Here is a 25,628-nt window from a genome sequence, read left to right on the forward strand (position 1 = left end):
GATGAAGCTGCCAATCTCCCTCCTTGCGGGGGAGATGGCCGGCAGGCCAGAGGGGGGTGCCTCGCGCCGCCATTTCGTATTACCAAGGCACCACCGTAATCTCCGGCCAGCACGCCTTCGCCCTCGCCCCCTTGGCCTCATGCGTGCGCCTGTTATCCATCAGCCGGTTGGGCGTGATGCGAAACGCGAAGAGGTCATCCAGCCCGAACGGCGCCACGACCTCAAGCTGCCCATCGGCATCGTATCGCACCCCGACCGCATGCGTCTTCGAGGCGAAATAGCTCACCGACTCGCTGGAACTCGTATAGCGCGGGCAGGGCTGGCCGAATTTCTGCGGATACCACAGATGCACCCGTGCCTGGTTGCGCACCTCGGCCGGCAGAGCCAGCCCCTCGAAATGCTGCGCGGCTCGACGGATGACCGCGTCCTCGGCCTCGTAGGACAGGTCGCTGTCATCGAAGTAGAAGAGATCGACATCCTTGATGCCGTAGCCCGGCGGCTTGCCGGTCAGGTGGTTCCAGACGCTGTTGTAGAGCGCGCCGGACACCACCAGCCAGTCCGGCAACGCCAGCGTGCGGGCCCGCTCCAGCGCGTCGCTGACGAGCGCATCCGCCAACACCATGGCGAGAAACGCTTCGCGCTGGGCTTCGAACGGCAGACCGGAATAGCGCAGATGGTCCATCGCCCTTTGGAGAGCGATTCGCAACTGCCGGCAATCCTCAGAAGCAATTCCAGGAAAAGTGTGTAGCGGTTTTACTGGGAAGCGCGCCGCGCTTTCCCTAAGACGCGCTTTCCCTAAGAATTGCCTGAAGTCGAAATACGTAGGGCGGCGTTAGCCGCTCTACGTTCTCAGCATGCCGCCCGTTTGCTTGCCAACATTGTCGACGATGCGCTTGGCCAGCGCCTCGAAATCCTCGTCGGTGAGCGTCTTTTCAACCGGCTGGATAGATACTTCGATGGCAACCGACTTCTTGGCGGTCCCGAGAGATGCCCCCTCGAACACATCGAACACCGAAACGCCGGTGACCAGCTTCTTGTCGGCGGCGAGCGCCGCGCGCACCAGCGCGCCGGCCTCCACCGTCTTGTCGACGACGAAAGCAAAGTCGCGCTTCACCGCCTGGAAGGCGGACAGCTCCAGCTTTGGCTTGGTTTTCGTCGGCTTGGCCTTCGGCTCGGGCACGGCGTCGATATAGACCTCGAAACCGCAGATCGGTCCGGAAACGTCCAACCCCTCCAGCGTCTTCGGGTGGAACTCGCCGAAGGTGCCGAGCACTGTCTTCGGGCCGAGCTTGATCGTGCCGGAGCGGCCGGGATGATACCAGGCCGGACCGCCTGGCTCGATCTGCAGCCTGTCGACCGGCGCGCCGCAGGCTTCCAGCGCTGCAATCGCGTCGGCTTTGGCGTCGAACACGCCGACCGGACCGGAATTGCCGGCCCAACTGCGGCCGGAACCGTCGAGCTTGGCGGTGCCGCGGCGCACACCGGCGGCAACGCGCCGCTGCTGGTCGGGGCCGTCGCCCTCATAGGTACCGGAGACCTCGAACAGCGCGACATCGCCGATCCCCTTGTCGGCATTGCGCTGCGCGGCGACGATCAGGCCGGGCAACAACGAGGGCCGCATATCGGACATGTCGGCTGCAATCGGATTAGCGAGCTTCAGCGCCGTCTGGCCGCCGCCGAACAGTTCGGCGTGTTTGGCCGGGATGAACGACCAGGTGAGAACCTCCAGCATGCCCCGCACGGCGAGCGAGCGCTTGGCAATGCGGGTGCGCACCTGCAGCGTCGTCAGGATCTTGGAATTGACCGCGTCATGAGCGCCGAGCGGCTGCGGCGCGATGTTGTCGACGCCGTGAATGCGCATGACTTCCTCGACCAGGTCGGCTTTGCCATCGACATCGGGCCGCCAGGACGGCACCGCCACATCGACGATGTCGTCCGAGCCCTGCGGCTCGAAGCCGAGGCGCGAAAGGATGTCGAGGCTTTCCGCCTTCGGCACTTCGGTGCCGGTCAGCCGCTTTACTTCCGAGATCGGGAAGGAAACGATCTTAGGCTTGTAGCCGGCATAGCCAATGACCTCGGTTTCCGTCGGCTCGCCGCCGCAGAACTCCAGCACAAGCTTTGTCGCCAGCTCGACGCCGGGCACCATGAATTCTGGGTCGACGCCACGCTCGAAACGGTAACGGGCATCGGTGATGATGCCGAGCGTACGGCCAGTGCGGGCCGTGGTGATCGGATCCCAAAGAGCGGATTCGATCAGCACGTCCGTGGTGCTCTCGTCGCAGCCGGAATGCTCGCCGCCCATGACACCGGCGATCGATTCGACGCCATTATCATCGGCGATCACGCACATCTGCGGCGTCAGCGTGTATTCGCGCCCGTCGAGCGCCAGCACCTTCTCGCCGTCGCGTGCGCGGCGCACGACGAGATTGCCGGCGACCTTCTTGGCATCGAACACATGCAGCGGCCGGCCACGGTCGAAGGTGACGTAGTTGGTGATGTCGACCAGCGCGCTGATCGGGCGCAAGCCGATGGCGATCAGCCTTTGCTGCAGCCATTTCGGCGACGGCCCGTTCTTCACGCCTTTCACCAGGCGCAGCGCGAAACCGGGGCAGAGCTCCGGCGCCTCGATGGTCACCTTGACCGGCGTTTCACCTTTGCCAGGGACCGCTTCGACCGGCGCGGTCTTGAGCCGGCCAAGCCCGCTTGCCGCCAGGTCCCGGGCGACGCCGTAAATGCTGGTCGCATCCGGCCGGTTCGGCGTCAGATTGATCTCGATCACCGGATCGTCGAGATGCGCGTAAGCCGCGAAGCTGGTGCCGACAGGCGCATCGGCCGGCAGGTCGATAATGCCATTGTGCTCATCCGACAGCTCCAGCTCGCGCTCGGAACACATCATGCCATGGCTCTCGACGCCGCGGATCTTGCCGACGGTCAGCGTCACGTCGATACCGGGCACATAGGCGCCGGGCGCGGCGAAGGCGCCGATCAGGCCGGCGCGGGCATTCGGCGCACCGCACACCACCTGGACAGGGGCTGCGCCATTGCCGGTGTCGACGGTCAGCACCCGCAGCCGGTCGGCGTCGGGATGCTGCACCGCCGTCAGCACCTTGGCGATGACGAACGGCTTCAGGCCGGCCTTGTCGTCGACATGCTCGACTTCGAGGCCGATCGAGGTCAGCCTCTCGACGATCTCGTCGAGCGTGGCGTCGGTGTCGAGATGATCCTTGAGCCAGGAAAGGGTGAGTTTCATCACTATGTTCCGTTTTGTCTGTACCCGCCCGGACCTTGTCCATCGGGTCTGGGCACGCTTGTCTTCAAATGGCGCGGCAAGTCGTCGGGCATATGCACGAAGGGCAGCTGCTCGCGCACATAGGCATGGTGCGTCGGCCGGAAATAAGCCGGCATGTCCATGGCGCCCAGCATGAAATAGATGTGGTCTTCCAGCCGCTCGTCGACATAGGCGATAGGCGAGCCGCAAATGCCGCAGAACGAGCGTGTAACCGGGCCGTTCTCGTACATCTTCAGTGCCTTGCCGGTGAAAGCCACCTGCTCGGTAAGGAAGCCGACAAAGGCCGACACCGGCGCGCCGCTGGCGCGCCGGCAATCGCCGCAATGGCAATAGCTGACATGGTGCGGTTCGACCGAGGCCTCGAACCGTACCGCGCCGCAGCGGCAGCCACCGGCGTGCGGCGCCGTCATGCGGAAAGACCTCCGAACAGCGTCGGCATGTCGAGCGGCCGGAAACCGTAATGCGACAGCCAGCGGACATCGGCGTCGAAGAAGGCGCGCAGGTCCGGCATGCCGTATTTCAGCATGGCGATGCGGTCGATTCCCATGCCCCAGGCAAAGCCCTGATATTCGTCGGGATCGAGCCCGCCGGCGCGCAGCACATTGGGGTGGACCATGCCGCAGCCGAGGATCTCCATCCAGTCGGAGCCTTCGCCGAAGCGCACTTCGCCGGGCCGCGAGCGGTCGCATTGGATGTCGACCTCGAGGCTTGGCTCGGTGAACGGGAAGAACGACGGCCGGAAGCGCATCTTGACCTGCGGCACCTCGAAGAAAGCCTTGCAGAATTCTTCCAGCACCCACTTCATGTTGGCGACATTGGCCGATTTGTCGATCACCAGCCCCTCGACCTGATGGAACATCGGCGAGTGGGTAGCGTCGGAATCCTGCCGGTAGGTCTTGCCGGGAATGACGATGCGGATCGGCGGCTTCTGCTTCTCCATGGTGCGGATCTGTACCGGCGAGGTGTGCGTGCGCAACAGCTTGCGCTCGCCCTTTTCGTCCGGCTGGAAAAAGAAGGTATCGTGCATCTCGCGCGCCGGATGCCCTTCGGGGAAATTCAGCGCGGTGAAATTGTAATAGTCGCTCTCGACATCGGGACCTTCTGCGATGGCAAAGCCGAGATCGCCGAAGATCGCCGCGATCTCGTCGATGACCTGGCTGATCGGATGGATGCGGCCGCGCTCGGCCGGCGATTGCCGCACCGGCAGCGTCACGTCGACCGTCTCGGCGGCAAGGCGCGCCGTGACCGCCACATCCTTCAGCTCGGCCTTGCGTGTCGTCAGCGCTTCAGTGACGCGGTTCTTCAGGCCGTTGATCGCGGGGCCCTTGACCTGGCGCTCCTCGGCGCTCATCGCGCCCAGTGTCTTCAGCAATTCCGAGATCGACCCCTTTTTGCCGAGAGCCGCGACGCGCACGGCTTCGATAGCAGCCTCATCGGCGGCCGACGCGACGTCGGCCATCAGGGAGTTTTCGAGAGTATCCAAGCCGGTAGCTATGTCGTTCACGGTCAAACTCGCTGTGTTGGGAGTCAACTTTGAGGTGAAAGTCACTTTCAAGTTGAAAGTTCAGCCATAAGAAAAACCCGCGCCAGCCGTGCCAGCGCGGGTTCCCCAATCAGAATTGCGAATGCTGGGAAGCGCTGGGCTCGGAGCCCGATCCCGAAAAGTTGCAGACCTTTCGGAAAGATCGCGCTCCTCGCTAAATTTCCCTGAGCATGATGTTGTCCAAAAAGTCAGCAACTTTTTGGCATCATGCTCTAGGCGACAGCGCTTTCAAAAGCATTCGGGGTGGTGTTCTTCAGATATTCGAGCGCGACCTTGGCCTTGGCCACGAGTGCGGCGAACGCCTGCGGTTCATGGATGGCCATGTCGGACAGGATCTTGCGATCGATCTCGATACCGGACTTGTTGAGGCCGTCGATGAAGCGGCCATAGCTCAGGCCATGCTCGTGCGTCGCGGCGTTGATGCGCTGGATCCACAGCGCGCGGAACGAGCGCTTGCGGTTCTTGCGGTCGCGATACGCGTACTGCATCGACTTTTCGACCGCCTGCTTGGCGATGCGAATGGTGTTCTTGCGGCGGCCGTAGAAGCCTTTCGCGGCTTTCAGGACCTTCTTGTGCTTGGCGTGCGAGGTGACGCCTCTTTTTACGCGTGCCATGTCATGATCTCCTTAAACGCTGTTCCTGAAACCGAATGCTCAGAGGCCGTTCGGCAGAAAATTCTTGATGACCTTCTTGCCATCCGGTTCAGCCAGAACCATCGTGCCGCGGGCATTTCGAATGAACTTGTTGGAACGCTTGATCATGCCGTGACGCTTGCCGGCCGCAGCCGACAGGACTTTACCCGTACCTGTGATCTTGAACCGCTTCTTGGCGGCCGATTTGGTCTTCATCTTGGGCATTTTGCTACTCCGTATTGGTGGCGCACAATCGCGCTTCTTGTTCGCTTCGGGCGGACCAAAAGCCCGAAAAGCAAATGAAACCGCCACGGCATGCCCTGCCGGGCGGTTTTCTTGGAACGGCGGTCCTATACGTCAAAGCGGGCTGGCGCGCAACACCCGAGCGGCTGCGACGCTCTGTCCGCGATCAGGGCAGCCTGAACAGCACCGGCAGAATGCCCGATTGCTGGGCGCCATCGATGGTCTCGAACACCGGCAACGCCACCAGAAACACCAGCCCGTCGAGCAAGGTGGTCAGCAAGAGGCGCGGCTTGAAGCTGCCGGTGTCGCCTTCCTGGTAGAGCGACAGCTGGGGGAAGAAACGCGGCACCCGCGCCAGATAGGCTGTGTAGGGCGCGCCGAGAACCTCCTTGAGATACCTTTCCTCGCGCAGGATGACGATGTGGAAGGCGCCGGCGCACAAAAGCGCAAACAGGACGATGCCGGAGAACGAGCCGATCTGCGCCCCGACGCCGGCGGCGGCAACGGTCGAGAACACGTAGAGAGGATTGCGGGTGATCGAATAGGGGCCGCCGGTGACCACTTCGGAGGATTTGCGCCCCCCGATATAGAGTGTCGACCACAAGCGGCCGACGACGCCAAGGAAGATCAGCAGCACGCCGACCATCTCGATCGTTTCATGCACCGGGGTATCGGGCGGGAAGGTCGACTGGCCGAACAGCAGTGCCGCAAACAGCACCACCACCAGCACCGCAAGCACCATGCGACGCATGTGCTGGTAGCCGCCCAGCTCCTTGATGGGCGCAGGGTTGATTTCATTGGCCATGTCGGGAATCCGATTGTCGAGAAGCTTTGCCGGCGATCGCGGCGTCTGGACAGGAGAATCGGCGTCCCGCCGATCGCCGGGACGCCATGAGACAGGATTCAGGCGGATTTAGAGCGCAACGCCCGAACTGATCTAGCGCGGCGCCAGCACCATCATCATCTGGCGGCCTTCCAGCTTCGGCTCGGCTTCGACCTTGGCGATGGTAGCCGTCTCCTCGCGCACCTTGTTCAGGAGCTGCATGCCGAGTTCCATATGCGCCATCTCGCGGCCGCGGAAGCGCAGCGTCAGCTTGACCTTGTCACCTTCCTCGAAGAAGCGCCGCACGGCCTTCATCTTGGTTTCGTAGTCATGGCTGTCGATGTTCGGGCGCATCTTGATCTCCTTGATCTCGATGACCTTCTGGTTCTTGCGCGCCTCGGCCGCCTTCTTCTGGTTGGCGTATTTCAATTTGCCGAGATCGAGAATTTTGACGACAGGCGGCACTGCATTGGGCGAGATCTCGACCAGATCGAGCCCTGCCTCTTCGGCGAGCAGCAATGCGTCGTTGATGGAAATATCGCCGCGGTTCTGGCCATCGGCGTCGATCAGCTGGACCCGGGGAACCCGGATATCACGGTTTGAGCGCGGGCCATCCTTGGTGGGCGCCGCTGCTTTGAAAGGTCTGCGAATGGTCGTGGTCTCCTTGGCCGTTTCGTTCAGGGTTTCAATCTAGAATGTTCAGGACGCGCCAATGTGGTGAGCGCGCGGGCGGAGTCAATAGCACAGCGCTGACAGAAAATCACCCTGATCGCAGGCCTGCACCAAACAAAGGATGTCGCGAGCACTTTCCGCCTCGCCTGTGCCTGTGTCAAAAGACCAGCGAGTAAAATCAGGCTCCCACAATCAGGTCCCCAGAACCAGGATTGATCCACAGCCATGACCGCGACCACCCCAACCCTGCTGGATGTCGACGGCATCGATATCGCGGTTCGCCATTCCTCGGGCGCAACGCCCGGCGTCGTCTGGCTCGGCGGCTACAAATCCGACATGCTGGGCACGAAGGCGCAAACGCTGTCGGATTGGGCGGCCAGGGAAGGCCGCGCATATCTGCGCCACGACTATTCCGGCCATGGCGAATCCGGCGGCGCCTTTGCCGACGGTACTATCTCGAAATGGCTTGGCGAGAGCCTCGCCGCCTTCCGGCATTTCACCGAGGGCAAGCAAATCCTGGTCGGCTCGTCGATGGGCGCCTGGATCGCGCTGCGCATGGTGCAGGAGCTGCGCAAGGCGGGCGACAGCAATGTGGTTGGCCTGGTGCTGCTCGCGCCGGCGCCGGATTTCACCGCCGAGCTGGTCGAGCCGGCTCTGACGGAGGCACAGAGGCGCGAACTTCGGGAGAAAGGCTTTTTCGAAGAACCTTCGGACTATTCCGCCGAGCCTTACATCTACACAAGCGCGCTGATCGAGGACGGCAGAGCGAACCGGGTCATGATCGGGCCGATCGATACCCATTGCCCGGTCCACATCCTGCAGGGCTTGGCCGATGCCGACGTGCCGGCAAGCCATGCGCTGAAGCTGGTCTCGCTGCTGCCAGCCGACGACGTCACTTTGTCGCTCATTCCCGACGGCGACCACCGCCTGTCGCGGCCGCAGGATCTCGACATGCTGCTGAGGGCGGTGGCCGACATGGTTCGGCGGGCGGGGTAGGCAAGAATGCGCATTTCCATCCCGATATCCGCCTTTGTCGCGGCAATCGTCGGCTTCGGCGGCACGCTGGCCGTCGTCATTGCCGCCGCCAAGGCGGTTGGCGCCACGCAAGCCGAAACCGCGAGCTGGGTGACGGCAGTGTGCGTGGCGATGGCGATCGAATGCCTGTGGCTGTCCTGGCGCACGAAAATGCCCATCATCACCGCCTGGTCGACACCAGGCCTGGCGCTGATGGCGGCATCGAGCGGCTTTACCATGGCCGATGCGGTCGGCGCCTTCATCGTCACCGGCTTGATGTTGATCGCCACCGGCCTGTTCAAGCCGCTGACCCAGCTTATATCAAGGATACCGACGTCGGTCGCGTCCGGCATGCTGGCCGGCATCGTCGTCACCTTCGCGCTCAATGCCGTCAAGACCATTCCGGTCGACCCCTGGCTGATCCTGCCGCTGATCGCGGCCTTCTTCGTCATTCGCCTGTTCAACCCGGCGCTGTCGGTGCTGGCGGTGCTGATCGGCGGCGGCATCGCCGCCTTCCTGACAGGCCGCGTCGGCGGACTGCCGGCGCCGGAACTGTCGACGCTGACGCTGATTGCTCCGCATTTCAGCGCCGCAGCTGTCATCGGCCTGGCGCTGCCGCTCTACCTCGTCACCATGGCGTCGCAGAACCTGTCGGGTCTCGCCGTCTTGCGCGCCGCCGGCTATCACCCCGAACCCGGCCCGCTGATCGGCGTCACCGGCCTGTTCTCGCTGCTGTCGGCGCCGTTTGGCGGCTCGACCACCAATCTGGCCGCGATCTCTGCGGCGATCTGCACCGGGCCGGACGTCCATCCCGACCCGGCCGAGCGCTGGAAGACCGGACCCTTCTATGCACTTGCCTATTTGATTTTCGCGGTTTTCGGCGCCTCGCTGGTGGCGATCTTCGCAGTGCTGCCGCAGAGCCTGATCGTTCTGGTCGCCGGCCTGGCGCTGATGGGATCGCTCGCCAACGCGCTGTCGATCGCGCTCAAGGACGAGGACCAGCGCATGGCGGCTACTGTCACCTTCGTTGTCACCGCGTCGGGGCTGACTTTGTTCGGCGTTGGCGCCGCCTTCTGGGGCCTGGTCGCCGGCCTCCTTGTGCTTTTCCTCGAAGCGCTCAAAAAGCGATAATCATTTCAGGCTGTTGTCCGGTTTTGGCGGGCGTTGTCTTGAATCGCCGTTTTTCTCATCCCATTTCGAATCCACGCAGCCGCTCTTGGCTGTCTCCAACCGAAGGAATGGGAGAAAATGAACACATCCGCATTGATCCGCCCGGCCTGGACGCCGGCGACCATCGCGTTGATGGTGATCGGCTTCATGGTGTTCTGGCCGCTTGGCTTCGCCATGCTCGCCTACATCATCTGGGGCGACCGGCTTGACGGCTTCAAGCGCGACGTCAACCGCGCCACGGACGGCATCTTCGCCGGCTGCCGCCGCGGTTCCGACAAGGCCGCGCGCTGGGGCCACGGTTCGGCCCGCACCGGCAATGTCGCTTTCGACGACTGGCGCGAGAAGGAACTCGAACGCCTCGCCGAAGAGCGTCGCAAGCTCGACGAGATGCTGAGCGAGTTCGATGAGTACGCCCGCGAATTGCGCCGCGCCAAGGACCAGGACGAGTTCGACCGCTTCATGGCCAACCGCAACAAGTCGACGGCGCCTGCGAAAACAGGCTCGGCCGAAACGGCCAAGCCCGCGACCCCCAAGCGCAAGGGCCCGAACCTGCTTGACGACTGAGGCTGCGCGCATGACCCCGAAAATCGGAACCGATTTTCGGAAAGGTTCATGCGCCGAATTAGAGTGCTACAGCGTCCTGTGCGCGTCAGAGACGCGCGGCGCTGTAAGACAGGCCTTGGCATGATGGACGGCGTCGCGCGAGCGGCGCCGTTTCTTTTTTGTTCTGGTCGTTTTCCTCGAATCGCGTATCGTTCAGCCATGTCCTTCGGCTTTTTCCGCAACCTGACCAAACCAAAACCCTCGCCTGTCGAAGAGCGAGAGCACGTCGTTGCCGGCCGCACACTGCCGCTCAGGATCGTCGAGAGCGCCCGCGCACGGCGGCTGACGCTTCGCATCGATTCGGGCGGCCAGGGGCTGCGCATCACCGTGCCGCCGGGCCTGCGCCGCGGCGAGGTGGAGAAATTCCTTCACCGCCACCAGGGCTGGCTGGAGCAGCGTCTGGCCAAGGTCCCGACACGGCCGCAAGTGCGCCCCGGCATCAAGATCCCGATACGCGGCGTCGCGCATCGCATCGTCCACGAACCGTCGAAACGCGGCACCGTCACCGTGTCGCGCGACGAGCGCGGTCCGCTGCTGATCGTCCATGGCGAGCGCATACATTTGCCGCGCCGCATCGCCGATTTCCTCAAGCGCGAGGCCAAGAAGGACATCGAGAAGCTGGTGGTCAAGCATACCGAAGCCATCGGCAAGCGCGCCAAGGCGATCCGCTTCAAGGACACGTCGAGCCGCTGGGGCTCCTGCACTTCCGACGGCAATTTGTCCTTCTCATGGCGCATCATGATGGCGCCGACGCCGGTGATAAACTACCTGGTCGCGCATGAAGTGGCGCATCTCAAGGAGATGAACCACGGCCCGAAATTCTGGAAACTGTGCGAGCAGCTCTGCCCCGACACCGACCGCTGCAAGGACTGGCTGAAGAGGAATGGTGGGGCGTTGCAGGCGATTGTGTTCGATTAGCCTGCGCCAGCGCCGCGCTCAATCATCATTGGCCGCATTAAGCTCTTCAGGCCGCAGCCCTTCGTCGCCATGGCGCGGCCATGGCAGGAAATTCTGCTCGAACGCATCGCTGCCGAAATAATCCAGGACCCGGTGCGCTTCTGCCCCGTCGAAGGCGGCCTTTTGCATCAGATGCGCGATGACGTCGCGCGCTTGCGCGATCTTCTGCCTGAGTTCGGCTATGCTCTGGTCGGCCATTCGTCTGCTCCGCCTTGCTTCTCCCATCAATAGGTAGCGCCTTTGGCGTTGCCGGCAAACAGCATGCTTTTTCTCGACTCTTGGCCGGTTTCGTGCCAAGCCCCGCGCCATGGCGCTCGATATCAAGATCTGTGGATTGAAGACCGATGAGGCAATGGCCGCGGCATTGGCCGGCGGCGCCAGCCATGTCGGCTTCATCTTCTTTGCTAAAAGCCCGCGCTATGTCGAGCCTGCGGCAGCCGGCCGCCTGCGCGAGGCGGCAATCGGCAAGGCCAGGGCGGTCGCCGTGACCGTCGATGCCGATGACGCGTTCCTGGATGAGATCGTCGCCAAAATGCGCCCCGACATCCTGCAGTTGCACGGCACGGAGACGCCCGAGCGGGTGGCAGAGGTGAAAGCTCGCTACGGCCTGCCTGTCATGAAGGTGTTCTCCGTCAGTGAGGTAGCCGATCTCGAGCGGCTAAAGCCGTTCATCGGCGTTGCCGATCGCTTCATGTTCGATGCCAAGCCACCAAAGGGCTCGCAACTTCCGGGCGGCAATGGCGTCGCCTTTGACTGGCGCATCCTGGCCGGCCTTGACGCCGGGCTCGATTACATGCTTTCCGGTGGGCTCAACGCCGCCAATATCGGCGACGCCCTGATATCAGCCAATCCGCCCGCGATAGACATTTCGTCGGGGGTGGAAAGCGGCCCGGGCGTCAAGGATCCGGCGCTGATCGAGCAGTTTTTCCGGGCCGTCAGGGCCGCGCGCGACGACCGCGCTGCCTGAGGCACTTCTTTCGAACCCGAGCATGTTCCGGAGAAGTGGGAACCGGTTTTCCGATAAGACATGCTCAGAACCAAGACCAGGAGATCGGCGATGAACAAGCCGGCGACACCCAATTCCTTCCGCACGGGACCCGACGAACAGGGCATGTTCGGCATCTTCGGGGGCCGCTTCGTGGCCGAGACGCTGATGCCGCTGATCCTCGACCTCGAGCGGCACTGGAACGAGGTCAAGAACGATCCGGACTTCAAGGCCGAGTTGACCAATCTGTCGACCCACTATGCCGGGCGGCCGTCAAAGCTGTATTTCGCCGAAGGCCTGACCAAGCATCTTCGTGAGGTTTCCTCGGCGAAGGGCCTCGGGGGCGGCGCCAAAGTCTACTTCAAGCGCGAGGATTTGAACCACACCGGTTCGCACAAGATCAACAACTGCCTCGGCCAGATCCTGCTGGCCAAGCGCATGGGCAAGAAGCGCATCATCGCCGAGACGGGCGCTGGTCAACACGGCGTTGCCGCGGCCACGGTCGCGGCGCGCTTCGGCTTTCCCTGCGTCGTTTACATGGGCGCCACCGATGTCGCCCGCCAAAGCCCCAACGTCTTCCGCATGAAGCTGCTCGGCGCCGAAGTGCGGCCGGTGACCGCCGGTCACGGCACGCTGAAGGACGCCATGAACGAAGCGTTGCGCGACTGGGTCACCAATGTCGAGGACACTTATTATCTGATCGGCACCGCCGCAGGTCCGCATCCCTATCCGGAGCTGGTGCGCGACTTCCAGTCGGTGATCGGCATCGAGGCGCGCGCCCAGATCCTCGAACAGGAAGGCCGGCTACCCGACACCATCATCGCCGCTGTCGGCGGCGGCTCGAACGCCATCGGCCTGTTCCATCCGTTCCTGGATGACAAAGAAGTCCGCATCATCGGCATCGAAGCCGGCGGCCGCGGCCTTGACGGCATCGAGCATTGCGCCTCGATGAATGCCGGCGCGCCCGGCGTGCTGCACGGCAACCGCACCTATCTCCTGCAGAACGCCGACGGCCAGATCCTCGACGGCCATTCGATCTCAGCCGGCCTCGACTATCCCGGCGTCGGCCCCGAACATTCCTGGCTGCGCGATTCCGGCCGCGTCGAATATGTGCCGATCCTCGACGACGAGGCGCTGGAAGCCTTCAAGCTGACGACACGCGTCGAAGGCATCATCCCGGCGCTGGAATCCGCGCACGCCATCGCGCATGCGGTCAAGATCGTGCCGGATATGGACAAGGACCAGATCGTCATCGTCAACCTGTCGGGACGCGGCGACAAGGATGTGCACACAGTGGCCTCGATGCTGGGCATGGAGATCTGATCATGGTGACCCGCATCGACCGCCGCATGGCAAAACTGAAAGCCGAGGGCCGCCCGGCGCTCGTCACCTATTTCATGAGCGGCGACCCCGACTATGACACCGCTTTGTCGATCATGAAGGCGCTGCCCAAGGCCGGCGCCGACATCATTGAAATGGGCATGCCGTTTTCCGATCCGATGGCCGATGGACCGGCGATCCAGGCCGCTGGCCTGCGGGCGCTGAAAGGTGGCCAGACCCTGGTCAAGACGCTGAAGACGGCGGCTGATTTCCGCGCCACCGACAATGAAACGCCGATCGTGCTGATGGGCTACTACAACCCGATCTACATCTACGGTGTCGATCGCTTCCTCAAGGACGCCATCGCCAGCGGCATTGACGGGCTGATCGTCGTCGACCTGCCACCGGAGATGGACGAAGAACTCTGCATTCCGGCGCTGAAGGCCGGCATCAACTTCATCCGCTTGGCAACGCCGACCACCGACGACAAGCGCCTGCCCAAGGTGCTGCAGAATACGTCGGGCTTCGTCTATTACGTGTCGATGACCGGCATCACCGGCTCGGCTTTGGCCGACACCGGCAAGGTTGCCGCCGCGGTCAAGCGCATCAAGGGCCACACCAACTTGCCAGTCTGCGTCGGCTTCGGCGTCAAGACCGCCGAGCAGGCGCGCATTATCGGCGCCAATGCCGATGGCGTCGTCGTCGGCACCGCGATCGTCAACGCGGTCGCCAATGTGTTAGGACCGAAGGGCGAGAAGACCGCCGACCCGGCCGAGGCCGTCGCCACCCTGGTCAGCGGACTGTCTCAGGGCGTGCGTTCGGCCCGCCTTGCTGCTGCCGAATAGTTTCCCTACTTAGGTCTTGTGCAAGTCGTTATCCCAAAACCGGTTCCCACTTTTGGGCGACATGCACGAGCCAACTCTTCGTCAGGACAGGAGCCGAAGCGATGAACTGGATCACCAATTACGTTCGCCCGAGGATCAATTCGATGCTCGGCCGGCGCACCGACATGCCCGAGAATCTCTGGATCAAGGATCCCGAGACCGGCGAGATGGTGTTTCACAAGGACCTGGAATCCAACCAGTTCGTCATCCCGTCATCGGGCCATCACATGAAGATTTCGGCCAAGGAACGGCTGAAATTCTTCCTCGACGACGGCAAATACGAGCAGCTTGAAAACCCCAAGGTCATGCAGGACCCGCTCAAGTTCCGCGACGAGAAGCGCTACACGGACCGGCTGAAGGACGCCAAGGCCAAGACCGGCCTGGAAGACGCCATCATCAACGCGCTGGGCACGGTCAAAGGCCTGCCGGTTGTGGTGACGGTGCAGGATTTCGCCTTCATGGGCGGCTCGCTCGGCATGGCCGCGGGTGACGCCATTGTGCACGGTTTCGAGGTCGCCTTGCAGCGCAAGCGGCCGCTGATCCTGTTTGCCGCCTCCGGTGGCGCGCGCATGCAGGAAGGCATTCTGTCCCTGATGCAGTTACCGCGCACCACGATCGGCGTCGACCGGCTGAAGGAAGCCGGCCTGCCATACATCGTCGTCTTGACCAACCCGACCACCGGCGGCGTTACCGCCTCCTACGCCATGCTGGGAGACGTCCACATTGCCGAGCCCGGCGCGCTGATCGGCTTTGCCGGCCCGCGCGTCATCGAGCAGACCATCCGGGAGAAACTGCCGGACGGTTTCCAGCGCTCCGAATATCTGATGGAGCACGGCATGGTCGATATGGTGGTGTCGCGGCTGGAACTGCGCGAGACGATTTCACGGCTGTTGAAAATCCTGCTCAAACTGCCGCAGGAGCAAAAGCCGCTGGAGCCGGAAATCCTGCCGCCGTCGGTCATCCCGACGGAAGCCCGCCCGCAGGCCTGACGCGACATTTCTGGCCGCAAACCGCGATTGCGTGCACCTGCGCGCATGCGTAGGATTCGCTCATGACAACGCTTGCCGCAGATCGTGAAATCGAAGCCCTGATGGCGCTGCATCCGAAAGGCTTCGACCTTTCGCTCGACCGCATCACAAGGCTGCTCGAACGCCTCGGCAATCCGCAGGAGCGGCTGCCGCCGGTCGTCCATATCGCCGGCACCAACGGCAAGGGCTCGTGCGCGGCCTTTTCGCGCGCGCTGCTCGAAGCCGGCGGCCACCTTGTCCATGTCCACACTTCGCCGCATCTGGTGAACTGGGCCGAGCGCTACCGACTGGCGGCCGAGGGCGGCGGCCGGCTGGTCGACGACGAGACCTTCGCCGAGGCCATCGCCCGCGTCGCCCGGGCCAATCAAGGCCAGAAGATCACCGTCTTCGAAATCCTAACCGCCGTCACCTTCATCCTGTTTTCCGAACATCCGGCTGCCGCCGCCATCATCGAGGTCGGCCTTGGCGGCCGCTTCGACGCCACCAATGTCGTTGCCCGGCCGGCGGTGTCGGTGATCATGCCGGTGTCGATGGATCACGAAGCCTATCTCGGCGACCGGGTCGAACTGATCGCCGCCGAAAAGGCCGGCATCATGAAGCGCGGCTGCCCGGTGGTCATCGGCGCGCAGGAGAGCGAGACGGCGCTGCAAGTGCTGATCGAAACCGCCGAGCGGCTGGATTGCCCGACCTTCGTCTACGGCCAGGATTTTCTCGCCTTCGAGGAGAACGGCCGCATGGTCTATCAGGACGAGGACGGCCTGATGGACCTGCCGCCGCCGCGCCTGCCCGGGCGCCACCAGTTCGCCAATGCGGCGGCGGCGATTGCCGCGGTCAAGGCCGCCGGCTTCGAGATCAGCCATCGCGCCGCTGAAAAGGCGATGGCAAAAGTCGCATGGCCGGGCCGCATGCAGAAATTGGCACAGGGCCGGCTGGCGGACCTCGCTCCCAAGGGCGCCGACATCTGGCTCGATGGCGGTCACAATCCGGGCGCCGGCGTGGTGGTGGCGGAAGCCTTGGCCGAGCAGGAGGAAAAGAACCCGCGGCCGCTGTTTTTGATTGCCGGCATGATCAACACCAAGGACCAGAGCGGCTATTTCCGCGCCTTCAAGGGCCTGGTCCGCCATGTCTACACCGTGCCGGTGAGCATGAGCGACGCCGGTGTGCCGAATGACGAACTGGCGATCCGGGCGACCGAGGCCGGCCTCACCGCCGAGCCGGTCAGCTCCGTCGCCAGCGCGCTGATGCTGCTGCGCGACACCTGGGACGGCCCGGCGCCGCGCATCCTGATCGGTGGTTCGCTGTATCTCGCCGGTGCGGTGCTGGCCGAAAACGGCACGCCACCGACCTGAATCCACACTTTCGCGAGGGAGCCGGTGATGATCAAGGTGAAGCAACTCGCCCATGTCTGCATCTTCGCGCATGATCTGGAAGCGACGCGGGCCTTCTACCGCGACGTGCTCGGCCTCGACACGCAGTTCAACTTCCTGCGCGACGGAAAGGTGTTCGGCTTCTACCTCAATTGCGGCGATCGCAGCCATGTCGAGGTGTTCCAGAAGGACGGCACCAGCTATAGCGAGCTCAACCAGATCAACCATTTCTGCCTTGAGGTGGAAAACATCGATGCGGCGATCGCCCACATCAAGTCGAAAGGCATTGATATCACGGCCAAGAAGCATGCCTGCGACGACACGTTTCAGGCCTGGATCCGCGACCCCAACGGCGTGAAGATCGAGCTGTTCGAATACACCGCAAAAAGCGCGCAATTCACCGGCGGGGATCGCATCGCCGACTGGTAGTATTTTGGCCCGGGGAATCTATCGGGCGGTTGCCCCTCGGGCAGAAGCCCCGATATGCTTGGCGAAGCATGGAGGCAAGCTCGAATGGTTGTGAAGTGTCTTGTTACCGTCGACAACGACCCGCCGGAGGAGCTGATATTTGAATATGCTCCGCGGGTCGGCGATCATGTGATATTACCGGGAGCCATCGAGCCACCGCACCCAATTGTTCGAGTGGCCCACAGACCGACGCGCCCCAATGATGCATCCGGCCAGCCCAGTGTCGCGTATTTCGTAAGCCGAGAGACGTTTCTCTATCGTGTGTATACGGGTGCTATAGAGGGATATGGGCAGGTCCTGAAGCCCGCGACCGGACGGAAGCCCGGCAAGCCTAGGCAGGCCAAAAAAACCGTGGCTCAAACTAAATAGACATCGGCGGCCGCGGCACCAGTCTGAGGCCTATTTCAGCTCGATCTCGATGAAGGCGTATTCGCCGTCATTGGCGCTGATGACGTCGTGCTCGACGCCTTCCTTGCGGAAGTAGGGCGCGCCCTTCTTCATTTCAGCAAAACTCTCGCCGTCCTTGGTCACCAGCTTCACCTTGCCGTCCATCAGCGGCACCACGACGTAGTCATGGCGATGCCGGTGCCAGCCGGTGTTGTCGCCGGGCTGGAAGCGGTATTCGGTGACGATGACGCGCTCATTGTCGATGAAGACGGTGGCCTTGGCGGATCCGGTCATTCTGTTTCTCCCTGTCCTGCCTCAAGCAGATGACATGGAGTGCGCCGATGCGAGGGCCAGAGGCGGCCGGGCGATGACGCCAAAGAAAAAGCCCGGCGCGAGGGCCGGGCTTCGATCTCGGGAACTAATGCAGGTCGCCCAAAAGTGGTCCCGGTTTTGGGAGGACGACATGCATCAAAACAAAGCCAGATCAGGCGAGGCTGCCATTGATCCAGTGCGACAGCGCGGTCTTCGGCGCGGCGCCGACCTTCATGTCGGCGACTTCGCCGCCCTTGAAGATCATCAGCGTCGGGATCGAGCGCACGCCGAACTGGGCGGCAAGCTCGGGGTTCTCGTCGATGTTCAGCTTGGCGATCTTGATCTTGTCGCCGAGTTCGTTGGCGATCTCTTCCAGCGACGGACCGATCATCTTGCAGGGGCCGCACCATTCGGCCCAGAAATCCACGACGACGGGCTGCGAGGCGTTGAGCACATCGGCCTGGAAATTGCTCTTGTCGACCTTGACGGTGGCCATGCGAAATCCTTTCGAAATTCATCTCGCACCAAATGTGGTGGTTGAGCAGCCCTTCTTCAAGCAGAACTTGTGTCACGCTCCCGTGAGTCGGGCAAGGGCGTCATCCATCGCCTGCGCCGGCAGTTCGATCAGCCTCGGCGCCTCGGTAAACAGCAGCGCCGCCGTCACTGCGCGGCCGGGGTAAAGCGGCTTGAGCAGCGCGCGGTAGAGCGCCAGCTGCAGTATATAGGCCGGCGGCACCTGGGCCAGACTCGCAGGCGCCGGCCGGTTGGTCTTGTAGTCGACGATCGATACGCGCTCGGGCGTCACCGCCAGCCGGTCGATCTTGCCCGAGATCGAGCGCAGTCTGCCTTTGACTTCGAGGCTGCCCATGACCGCGACTTCAGCGCGTGACGAGGACGAAAACAGCCCGGCAAAACGCGAATCTCTGAGGATCGCCATCACCGAAGCCAGCGCCTTGTTGCGCTCGGCCTCCGGCCAGTCGGCGCCGGCTCGAATGAGATACTGCGCCGCCGCGCCTTGCCGTTCGTCTTCGGCAAAACCGGGCAGCATCTGCAGCAGCTTGTGCAGCGCCAGCCCGCGCATCACCGCAAAGCCCGGCTCCGCCTCGCTGTCCAGCACCGGCGAGCGGGTATCGACGACCGCCTCCTTGCCCTCGTCGATCAGCGCCGAAGCGCCAGAGGGCGATAGCGGGCGCGGCAGTTCTTCATAAGGCGGCAAAGGGCGAAACAGGTTTGCCGGCAAGAACGGCAAAAGCGGTTGCGGCAGCCGCGCCTCGTCGGCGGCTGCCAGCGCCACCGGCGGCAGCTTGGTCATGACGAAACGATGCACCGGCTCGCTGCTGGCGGGATGATGGCGCTCGGTGCTTTCGGGTGCACCTGTCAGCGCGCGGCTGACGATCGAATGCCAGGTGCCGGTGCTGGGCTGACGCTTGCCGTGATAGCCGCAGACGATCAGCCGGTCCTCGGCGCGTGTCATGCCGACATAGAGCAGCCGGCGGTATTCGTCGTCGGCAAGCTCCCGCGCCCTGGCCGAGGCTGCCTTTGAGAAGCCGTTGGCGACATCGGCGGCTGAGCGCCAGAGATAGCCCTTGCCGTCGAAATTGCGGCCCGAAGCGTCGAACGGCATGAGCCGCGGCAGATGCTGGTCGCTGAACGGCGCCGAACCGCCATCGACCAGGAAGACAACAGGCGCTTCCAGGCCCTTGGCGGCATGCACGGTCATGACGCGGACCTCGTCGCGCAACTGGTCCATCTCGCGCTTGATCTCCGGACCGGTGTTCTCCAGCGTCGCCAGAAAGGCTTCCAGCCCCGGCAGTCCGGTGCGTTCCTCGGCCAGGCAGAAACTCAGGAATTCGTCGAGGATGTCGCCGGCTTCCGGTCCAAGCCGGGCGATCATCTTCTTGCGCAGGCCGTCGCGCGCCAGCACCCCGGCGTAGAATTCGAACACCGGCCGGAACGCCGCCTCGTTGGCCCAGCCGTCGAGCCGGGCAACGACATCGGTCAGCGCGGTATTGTCGCCAGCATGCTGGCGTAGTGAGGCGATCAGCGATGTTCCGGCTGGCCGTCCGGCGCCAAGCGTAAAAAGCGTCTCCTCCGACACGTCGAAAACCGGGCTGCGCAGCACGGCGGCGAGCGACAGGTCATCCTGCGGCTGGATGAGGAAATGGCCGAGTGCGATCAGGTCCTTGACCGCGATGTGGCCGGGCAGGCTCAGCCGGTCGGCGCCGGCGACGGGAATATCGCGGTCCTTCAGCGCGCGCGACAGCGCATGGACGAAGCGGTCGCGCTTGCGCACCAGCACAAGAATGTCGCCGGCCCTCAGCCTGCGTCCCTTGCCCTCGATGATCTCGCGGTCCTTGAGCCAGGTCTGGATGGTCGCAGCCACGTGCTCGGCCACCCGCACCGCCGGCGCGCTGGCATGATTGACCGGCAACGTCCAGTCGTCGGGCTCCTCGACGGCGTCAGCGCCGAGCGACGGCCAGACCTCGACATAGCCAGGCGCGTCGTTGCGGATCGCCTTATGGTCGAGCGGATCGGGGTCATGGCTGATGCCGCGCCGCACGCCCGGATCGGCAAAGACGCGGTCGACGGCGGCAAGCACGTCGTCGGTCGACCGGAACGACCAGGTCAGTTTCAGGTCGGCAAACGAAGCATTGGCGGCGTTCACGCGTCCGGAAAACAAGAGCCGGCTGTCGGCGAAGGAATCCGGCGCGGCACCCTGAAAGGAATAGATCGACTGCTTTTCGTCGCCGACGGCGAACACCGTGCGATTGGTCGTGCCGCGCTGGCCGTGGCCGGCAAAGAACTCCTCCGCCAGCCGCTTCACCACCTCCCATTGGTCGGGGCTGGTGTCCTGCGCCTCGTCCAGCAGGATGTGGTCGATACCCTGGTCGAGCTTGTACTGCACCCAGGGTCCGGCATCCGGCCGCGCCAGAAGGTTGACCGTGCGGGTGATGAGGTCGTTGAAGTCGAGAAAGCCGCGGCTGCGCTTCAGGCGCTCGTACCGCACGATCAGCCAGTCGGCTATGGTCAACGCCGCGACCGTGCCTTCCAGCATCCGGAACAGCGCCAGCCGGTCGGAGACCTCTGTTATCGCCTTGACGGCCGCCAGATAGCGCTCGGGAAGGTCGGGCAGCCGGCCGAGCAGCGCCTTCTTGAACAACTTTGAGGGATCATAGGGGTCGCCATCGGCCTTGAGAAAGGCTTTGCCGAGCATCTGCAGCCGGCGGGTCGGGTCCGTCTCGGCAAAGGCCAAGCGGGCATAGGGCAAGAGATTGTTGAGCACAGTGCGGGCGTCGGCGGCCTCGGCGGCACTGGCGAACACTGCAAAGAAGTCCAGCAGGAAACCCGGCAGCGGCCATACCGATGCCGCTATGTCTTCGGCGTTCTGCCCGGGGCGAAAATGGAATTCGTCGAACAGGGCCCGAAAGCCGGCGCCGTCGCGCCGGACCGCATCGATGAAGCCGCGTAAGCCGTCGCGCTTGCGCACGATTTCGGCGAGCAGCGCGTCGAGCCCGTGTTCGCCGCCGCGCTCCAGCACGGTGGCAAAGGCCTCGGCCAGTCCGGTGTCTCCGGCTGACGTGCCCGAAATCATGTCGCGTCGCGCCGCGGCGAACAGCGAGGCCTCCATCTGCGGATCGAGCATTTCGAAATGCGCCGGGATGTTTGCCTCCAGCGGGAACTGGTGCAACACCGATTCGCAAAAGGCGTGGATGGTCTGGATTTTCAGCCCGCCCGGCGTTTCCAGCCCTTCGGCAAACAGCCGGCGCGCCCGCCGCATCGTGTCGCGGTCGGGCCGGCGGCCGTCCACCGCCTCAATCTTTGTGGCAAGCTCGGCATCGCCGAGCGCTGTCCATTCCGACAGGGTCGAGAACACGCGGTTCGACATGTTGGCGGCGGCCGCCCGCGTATAGGTCAGGCACAGGATCTTCGACGGATCGGTGCCGTTGAGCAGCAGCCGGACGACGCGCTGGGCCAGCACATGCGTCTTGCCCGAGCCGGCATTGGCGGACACCCAGGCCGAGTTCTTCGGGTCGGAGGCGCGCGCTTGGCTGGCGGCGGTTTCGCTAGGGACGGGATAGGCTTTTTTCATGCCTCCCCCGCCTCGTCATCGCTGTCGCCGCCTGCCGACCATTCGAGCACGCGTGCCAGATGGTCGTAATCGCCATCGCTCTCGCCCTCGCGAAACGGCAGCGCCCGCGACAGGTAGCCGGTCGTTGGATCGGCATAATGGACCAGCAGTTTTTCCAGCCGCGCCCAGGCCTCCTCGGCGAGGTCTTCGGCGGTCCGGGGCTGGCGGTTGTAGTCGAGGATGGATTCCTCGAACACTTCGCCATTCGGCTTCAGCCGCACGAATGCAAGCTGCGAGGGTTCGCGCGCGCCAAGCCCCTTGAAGGCGCCGCGCCGGAGCAGCGCCCCTTCGAGCGCCAGCTGTGGCGCCAGCAGCGTGTGCGCCTGCGCCTTGGATGGCGAGGAGCCGGTCTTGTAATCGAGAATGTCGGCCATGCCACCGGCCAAAAGGTCGACGCGGTCGGCATAGCCGGACAGCGTCACACCGGTACGGCCGACAGCCGTCTTTTCGGCGCGCTCCTCGGCATGCCGCCGGGCGACGGCAGGGGCGCGGCCGCGCTCCCATTCGATGATGTTGGCGGCGAGCTTTTCGAAGCGCGGCCACCACACCGCCTCGACATCGGCGGGTAGGGCAATGTCGGCAAAGCACCTGCGGCCAGCCGAGATGAGTCTCTCCAGAGCTTCCGGCGCGCGCGGGTCGGCAACCTCTGTCGAGAACAGATGCAGGATGTCATGAAACAGCGTGCCGCGCTCGGCCGCACCGGGATCGCGGATCACCGGTTCGAGCGGCAGAAGGCTCAGAATACGCTTGGCATAGACCGCATAGGGGTCGCGTCGCAACGTCTCGATCGCGGTCACCGAGAAGTGGGTGGGCCGCATGCTCAGCGGCGGTTTCGGCTGCGGTCGCGGCGCGAAATGTTGCCGCTCGCCGGCATCGAGCGCGCGCGCCCAGGCAACCAATTCGTCGCCGCGCCCGCGCAATGCGGCCGCCGGATCTTTGCCGATGAAGGTGAGGATGCGCTGCAACCAGCGCGACGGCACCGCCGGTGCGTCGCCGGCTCGGGCGGAGCGCGTCAGCACCACCTTTTTCGCCCCCATCGCCATCTGGAAGTCGTGGGCGGCAAGGCCGATACGGCGCTCCGGCGGCTCGAGATCGATGCCGGTCTTCATCAACCGCGACATGAAGCGATCGCTTTCCGGCTTGCGTGGCCACACGCCCTCGTTCAGCCCGCTAATGACCAGCGTGTCGACATTCTGCAGCCGCGCTTCCAGCGCCCCCCAAATGGCGATGTTGCGGTCGGTGCCTTGCCCGGGCTTGACCATTTCCGGTGCTATCAGCGCGTCCATCACACCAGGCCATTCGTCGGCCGGGAAGTCGAACGACGCCGAGGCGGCGACCACACCGCGCAGCAGCTCGGCGAGTTTCTCGCCGGCGTCGCCGGCATAAAATTCAGCCAGGCTGCCCTCCGCCGTGCGGCCGAGATTTTCCAGCGCGGCGACGCTCGCTCTGGTCAACGCGACGAGATCGGCGTTCTCTTCACCGCGAAAGGCGGTCAGCGGCGCCAGTGCCGTCACAAGCCGGCTCAGCATATCGCGGGCATCGTCGATGCCGCGCCCGCTCAGGCGCGAAAACCAGAAGGGCTGGCGCTTGTCCCCGCTCAGCCCGGCGAGACGCTCCTCGAACAGTGCTGGCAAAGAGGCGATGTCGGGGCGTCCGGTGCCGCCGCGCAGCGCCACGAGTTCGATGAGCTCGGCGGCATGGCGCACGCCGGTGCGCTCAAGTCCGAGCCCGAGCAGCGGATGCTTGAGCAGCGACAAAAGGCCGACGGGATCGCCGGGCCGGAATACCGCTTGAAGTGTGAGCCGCAGCAGGCTGGCGGCAGGCGTGTTGGCGAGCGGCGTGCCGCCGGAATCGTCGGCGATCACGCCGAAGCGCAACAGCTCGGCCGAGACGCGCCGCGCCAGCCCGCGGTCGCCGGTAACGAGCGCTGCCCTTAGTCCCGGCTGTTCCACGGCGGTTTTCAGCGCGATGGCGATCGCCGCCGCCTCGTCGCGTTCGCTGGCGGCTTCGACCAGCGTCACGTCGGCGAAGGCCTCGGCGATGTCTACGGCGTTGAAGCGTATGCGGGTCTCGGCCCATAATTCCGTGGTCTCGGCCGGCCGCAGCGCCTCGCCGACAAGGGCCGCGCGGAGCGCCAGTGCGGGCTCGGCGGAGACCACTTCCTCGACATCGCCACGCAGCACGCCAATCTTGCCGATCAGCTTGGCCATGCCGTATTGCGGGTGGCCAAGCAGTGCCGGCCGCGCACCGGGCGCCCCAATCGCGGCAAAAGACGGTTCGTCCAGCGTCCCATCGAGCCCGGGCAGCACCACGGCGCCGTTGGGCAGGCTGGCGACCGTGGCAAGCAGTTCGGCCGTGGCGGGAATAGAGCCCGTCGAGCCGGCGGCGATCACCGGGCCTTTGGGCGGGTTGCGTTCCAGCCGCTTCGCCTCGCGCCGGATCAGCGCATTGCGGTGCGCGGCCGGGTTGGAGCGGTCGCGCTCCTCCAGCAATTTCGGCCAGGCCTCGGTGACGATACGGAGGAAATCGAGCGTCACAAGCCACCATCCGGCAAGATTGCCGGTGACCAGATCGGCAAGCCTGGTCCAGTCCGTGCCTTCGGTTTCGATCTCGTCCATCAGCCGGGCGAGGTCACGCGCTAGCCAGATCGCATCGGCGGCGGAGGCCGGCACGACGATCTCTTCGTTGAACATATCAAGGACATGCGCCGGCAAGGTGCGCTTCCAGGCCCGCACCAGCGGCGCCAGCAGCAGCAGGCGTTCGATGGCTGCGATCGGCGGCGCCATTTCAAGCTCGGTCGGCGTGCCGGCGTCGAAGGCGGCTTCGTCCTCGTCGAACTCTCCGAGCGGGCGGATGACCGGCAGGATCGCCGAACGGCGGCTCCCTCCCGGTCCCGAAAGCGCGTCGACAAAAGCGCCGCGCAGCGCACGGGCCGCGCGCCGTGTCGGCACATAGATGGTGACATCAGCCAGCGCCAGCGGATCGCCGTCGAACCGGAAGCCGGGCACCAGCCGTCCGGCCAGCAAGGCCTCGGCCAGAGTCGGCAGGAATGGCGCTCCGGGCGGGATCGAAAGAACGCGGCGCGCGCCGCTCATACCACCTTCGCGAGAGCGTCGGCGACCGCCGCTTCCGCCTGCGGAATGGCGTCGGGCGTCCCGACGGTGATCCAGCTTCCGCGCATCTGCATGCCGAACAGACGGCCAGAGGCTATTGCCTTGTCGAAATAGGTGTTGAGCGAATGCGCCCCGGCCGGCGCATCCCTGAAGATGGCGGGATTGACGATTGCCGCTCCGGCATAGATCAACCCGGCCGGATCGCCTTTCGAGCGCCGCAGGCCGCCATCCGGCGCCATCAGGAAATCCGTGCCGACACCGTGTCCGGTGGCCGAGTCGAGATCGGTAAGCATCAGCAGAATATCCATTTTCGCGCCGTCCCATGCAAGGGCAAGGCGCTCGAGGCTGGGCTGGCCGCTGTCGATCCAGAACGTATCGGCGTTGATGATGTAGAAGGGGTCGCTGCCCAGCAGCGGCAATGCCTTGACGATGCCACCCGCCGAATTCAGCAGTGCGTCGCGCTCGTCGGAAATGACGATCTTTGGCGCCCGCCTGTGGGCGATATGGGCGACGATCTGGTCCGGCAGATAGTGCACGTTGACGATGGCTTTCTCGACGCCGGCCGCTTCGAGACTGTCCAGCCCCCAGTCGAGCAAGGTCCTGCCGGCGATCCGCACCAGCGGCTTCGGCATGGTGTCGGTGATCGGCCGCATGCGCTTGCCAAGACCAGCCGCCAGCACCATCGCTGT

24 protein-coding genes are annotated in these 25,628 nt (G+C 64.2%); 10 read left to right on the forward strand and 14 right to left on the reverse strand.

Going from position 1 to position 25,628, the window contains the following annotated elements; all coding sequences use genetic code 11:
• Positions 1–79: 79 nt before the first annotated feature.
• The 8 genes from NKI15_RS01590 to infC all read right to left on the reverse strand — a co-directional run bounded on the left by NKI15_RS01590 (position 80) and on the right by infC (position 7,181).
• On the reverse strand, positions 80–682 hold the full coding sequence (locus NKI15_RS01590; RefSeq protein WP_023725578.1) for a nucleotidyltransferase family protein: 603 nt from the start codon (positions 680–682) through the stop codon (positions 80–82).
• 159 nt (positions 683–841) lie between these two features.
• On the reverse strand, positions 842–3,250 hold the full coding sequence (pheT, locus tag NKI15_RS01595) for a phenylalanine--tRNA ligase subunit beta (RefSeq protein WP_031195816.1): 2,409 nt from the start codon (positions 3,248–3,250) through the stop codon (positions 842–844).
• A 2-nt stretch (positions 3,251–3,252) separates the two neighbouring features.
• Positions 3,253–3,699, reverse strand: a complete 447-nt coding sequence (locus tag NKI15_RS01600; RefSeq protein ID WP_023681387.1) for a GFA family protein — start codon at positions 3,697–3,699, stop codon at positions 3,253–3,255.
• Positions 3,696–4,748, reverse strand: a complete 1,053-nt coding sequence (pheS, locus tag NKI15_RS01605; protein WP_032891898.1) for a phenylalanine--tRNA ligase subunit alpha — start codon at positions 4,746–4,748, stop codon at positions 3,696–3,698. Before pheS ends, NKI15_RS01600 begins: the two co-directional genes overlap by 4 nt.
• A gap of 296 nt (positions 4,749–5,044) precedes the next feature.
• Positions 5,045–5,446, reverse strand: a complete 402-nt coding sequence (gene rplT / locus NKI15_RS01610) for a 50S ribosomal protein L20 (RefSeq protein WP_027049077.1) — start codon at positions 5,444–5,446, stop codon at positions 5,045–5,047.
• 39 nt (positions 5,447–5,485) lie between these two features.
• Positions 5,486–5,689, reverse strand: a complete 204-nt coding sequence (gene rpmI, locus NKI15_RS01615) for a 50S ribosomal protein L35 (protein ID WP_006201248.1) — start codon at positions 5,687–5,689, stop codon at positions 5,486–5,488.
• A gap of 184 nt (positions 5,690–5,873) precedes the next feature.
• Positions 5,874–6,512, reverse strand: coding sequence for a methyltransferase family protein (locus NKI15_RS01620; protein ID WP_023681388.1), 639 nt, complete (start codon positions 6,510–6,512; stop codon positions 5,874–5,876).
• A gap of 132 nt (positions 6,513–6,644) precedes the next feature.
• Positions 6,645–7,181, reverse strand: coding sequence for a translation initiation factor IF-3 (gene infC / locus NKI15_RS01625; RefSeq protein WP_023744911.1), 537 nt, complete (start codon positions 7,179–7,181; stop codon positions 6,645–6,647).
• Positions 7,182–7,427: 246 nt separating this feature from the next.
• Here infC and NKI15_RS01630 point away from each other — a divergent pair, with 246 nt between their 5' ends.
• The 4 genes from NKI15_RS01630 to NKI15_RS01645 all read left to right on the forward strand — a co-directional run bounded on the left by NKI15_RS01630 (position 7,428) and on the right by NKI15_RS01645 (position 10,907).
• On the forward strand, positions 7,428–8,198 hold the full coding sequence (locus NKI15_RS01630; protein WP_023672284.1) for an alpha/beta hydrolase: 771 nt from the start codon (positions 7,428–7,430) through the stop codon (positions 8,196–8,198).
• A 6-nt stretch (positions 8,199–8,204) separates the two neighbouring features.
• Positions 8,205–9,347, forward strand: a complete 1,143-nt coding sequence (locus NKI15_RS01635) for a benzoate/H(+) symporter BenE family transporter (RefSeq protein WP_352514414.1) — start codon at positions 8,205–8,207, stop codon at positions 9,345–9,347.
• Between the two features lie 117 nt (positions 9,348–9,464).
• Positions 9,465–9,950, forward strand: a complete 486-nt coding sequence (locus NKI15_RS01640) for a DUF2852 domain-containing protein (protein ID WP_023672286.1) — start codon at positions 9,465–9,467, stop codon at positions 9,948–9,950.
• A 198-nt stretch (positions 9,951–10,148) separates the two neighbouring features.
• Positions 10,149–10,907 (forward strand): M48 family metallopeptidase, encoded by a 759-nt coding sequence (locus NKI15_RS01645; RefSeq protein ID WP_023693065.1) that lies wholly within the window; start codon positions 10,149–10,151, stop codon positions 10,905–10,907.
• A gap of 18 nt (positions 10,908–10,925) precedes the next feature.
• Here the strand turns inward: NKI15_RS01645 and NKI15_RS01650 are convergent, their stop codons facing one another.
• Positions 10,926–11,144, reverse strand: a complete 219-nt coding sequence (locus NKI15_RS01650; RefSeq protein ID WP_023672288.1) for a hypothetical protein — start codon at positions 11,142–11,144, stop codon at positions 10,926–10,928.
• A 109-nt stretch (positions 11,145–11,253) separates the two neighbouring features.
• Here NKI15_RS01650 and NKI15_RS01655 point away from each other — a divergent pair, with 109 nt between their 5' ends.
• The 6 genes from NKI15_RS01655 to NKI15_RS01680 all read left to right on the forward strand — a co-directional run bounded on the left by NKI15_RS01655 (position 11,254) and on the right by NKI15_RS01680 (position 16,959).
• Complete coding sequence (locus NKI15_RS01655; protein ID WP_023693066.1) at positions 11,254–11,913, forward strand: phosphoribosylanthranilate isomerase; 660 nt, start codon at positions 11,254–11,256, stop codon at positions 11,911–11,913.
• A gap of 90 nt (positions 11,914–12,003) precedes the next feature.
• On the forward strand, positions 12,004–13,254 hold the full coding sequence (trpB, locus tag NKI15_RS01660; RefSeq protein ID WP_023672290.1) for a tryptophan synthase subunit beta: 1,251 nt from the start codon (positions 12,004–12,006) through the stop codon (positions 13,252–13,254).
• Positions 13,255–13,256: 2 nt separating this feature from the next.
• Positions 13,257–14,096 (forward strand): tryptophan synthase subunit alpha, encoded by an 840-nt coding sequence (gene trpA, locus NKI15_RS01665; RefSeq protein ID WP_023693067.1) that lies wholly within the window; start codon positions 13,257–13,259, stop codon positions 14,094–14,096.
• A gap of 101 nt (positions 14,097–14,197) precedes the next feature.
• Complete coding sequence (gene accD, locus NKI15_RS01670; RefSeq protein WP_023672292.1) at positions 14,198–15,124, forward strand: acetyl-CoA carboxylase, carboxyltransferase subunit beta; 927 nt, start codon at positions 14,198–14,200, stop codon at positions 15,122–15,124.
• A 62-nt stretch (positions 15,125–15,186) separates the two neighbouring features.
• Positions 15,187–16,512 (forward strand): bifunctional folylpolyglutamate synthase/dihydrofolate synthase, encoded by a 1,326-nt coding sequence (locus NKI15_RS01675; protein ID WP_352514415.1) that lies wholly within the window; start codon positions 15,187–15,189, stop codon positions 16,510–16,512.
• A 27-nt stretch (positions 16,513–16,539) separates the two neighbouring features.
• Positions 16,540–16,959, forward strand: a complete 420-nt coding sequence (locus tag NKI15_RS01680) for a VOC family protein (RefSeq protein WP_352514416.1) — start codon at positions 16,540–16,542, stop codon at positions 16,957–16,959.
• Between the two features lie 438 nt (positions 16,960–17,397).
• On the opposite strand, the gene NKI15_RS01685 is transcribed toward NKI15_RS01680, so the two are convergent.
• From NKI15_RS01685 to NKI15_RS01705, 5 genes are all read right to left on the reverse strand, one after another.
• A complete protein-coding gene (locus tag NKI15_RS01685) occupies positions 17,398–17,679 on the reverse strand; it encodes a cupin domain-containing protein (RefSeq protein WP_023672296.1) in 282 nt (93 codons plus the stop codon).
• A gap of 190 nt (positions 17,680–17,869) precedes the next feature.
• The gene (gene trxA, locus NKI15_RS01690) at positions 17,870–18,193 is read right to left on the reverse strand and encodes a thioredoxin (RefSeq protein WP_023672297.1); all 324 of its coding nucleotides are present in this window, start codon (positions 18,191–18,193) and stop codon (positions 17,870–17,872) included.
• 72 nt (positions 18,194–18,265) lie between these two features.
• Entirely contained in the window at positions 18,266–21,787 is a 3,522-nt protein-coding gene (gene addA / locus NKI15_RS01695) for a double-strand break repair helicase AddA (RefSeq protein ID WP_352514417.1), read from the reverse strand.
• Complete coding sequence (gene addB / locus NKI15_RS01700; RefSeq protein ID WP_352514418.1) at positions 21,784–24,921, reverse strand: double-strand break repair protein AddB; 3,138 nt, start codon at positions 24,919–24,921, stop codon at positions 21,784–21,786. The genes addA and addB overlap by 4 nt, the downstream gene beginning before the upstream one ends.
• Positions 24,918–25,622 (reverse strand): nucleotidyltransferase family protein, encoded by a 705-nt coding sequence (locus tag NKI15_RS01705; protein ID WP_352514454.1) that lies wholly within the window; start codon positions 25,620–25,622, stop codon positions 24,918–24,920. Before NKI15_RS01705 ends, addB begins: the two co-directional genes overlap by 4 nt.
• Positions 25,623–25,628 lie beyond the last annotated feature (6 nt).

Origin of the sequence: Mesorhizobium sp. M0862 (assembly GCF_040319795.1) — a bacterium.
In the GTDB taxonomy this organism is placed as follows: Bacteria; Pseudomonadota; Alphaproteobacteria; order Rhizobiales; family Rhizobiaceae; genus Mesorhizobium.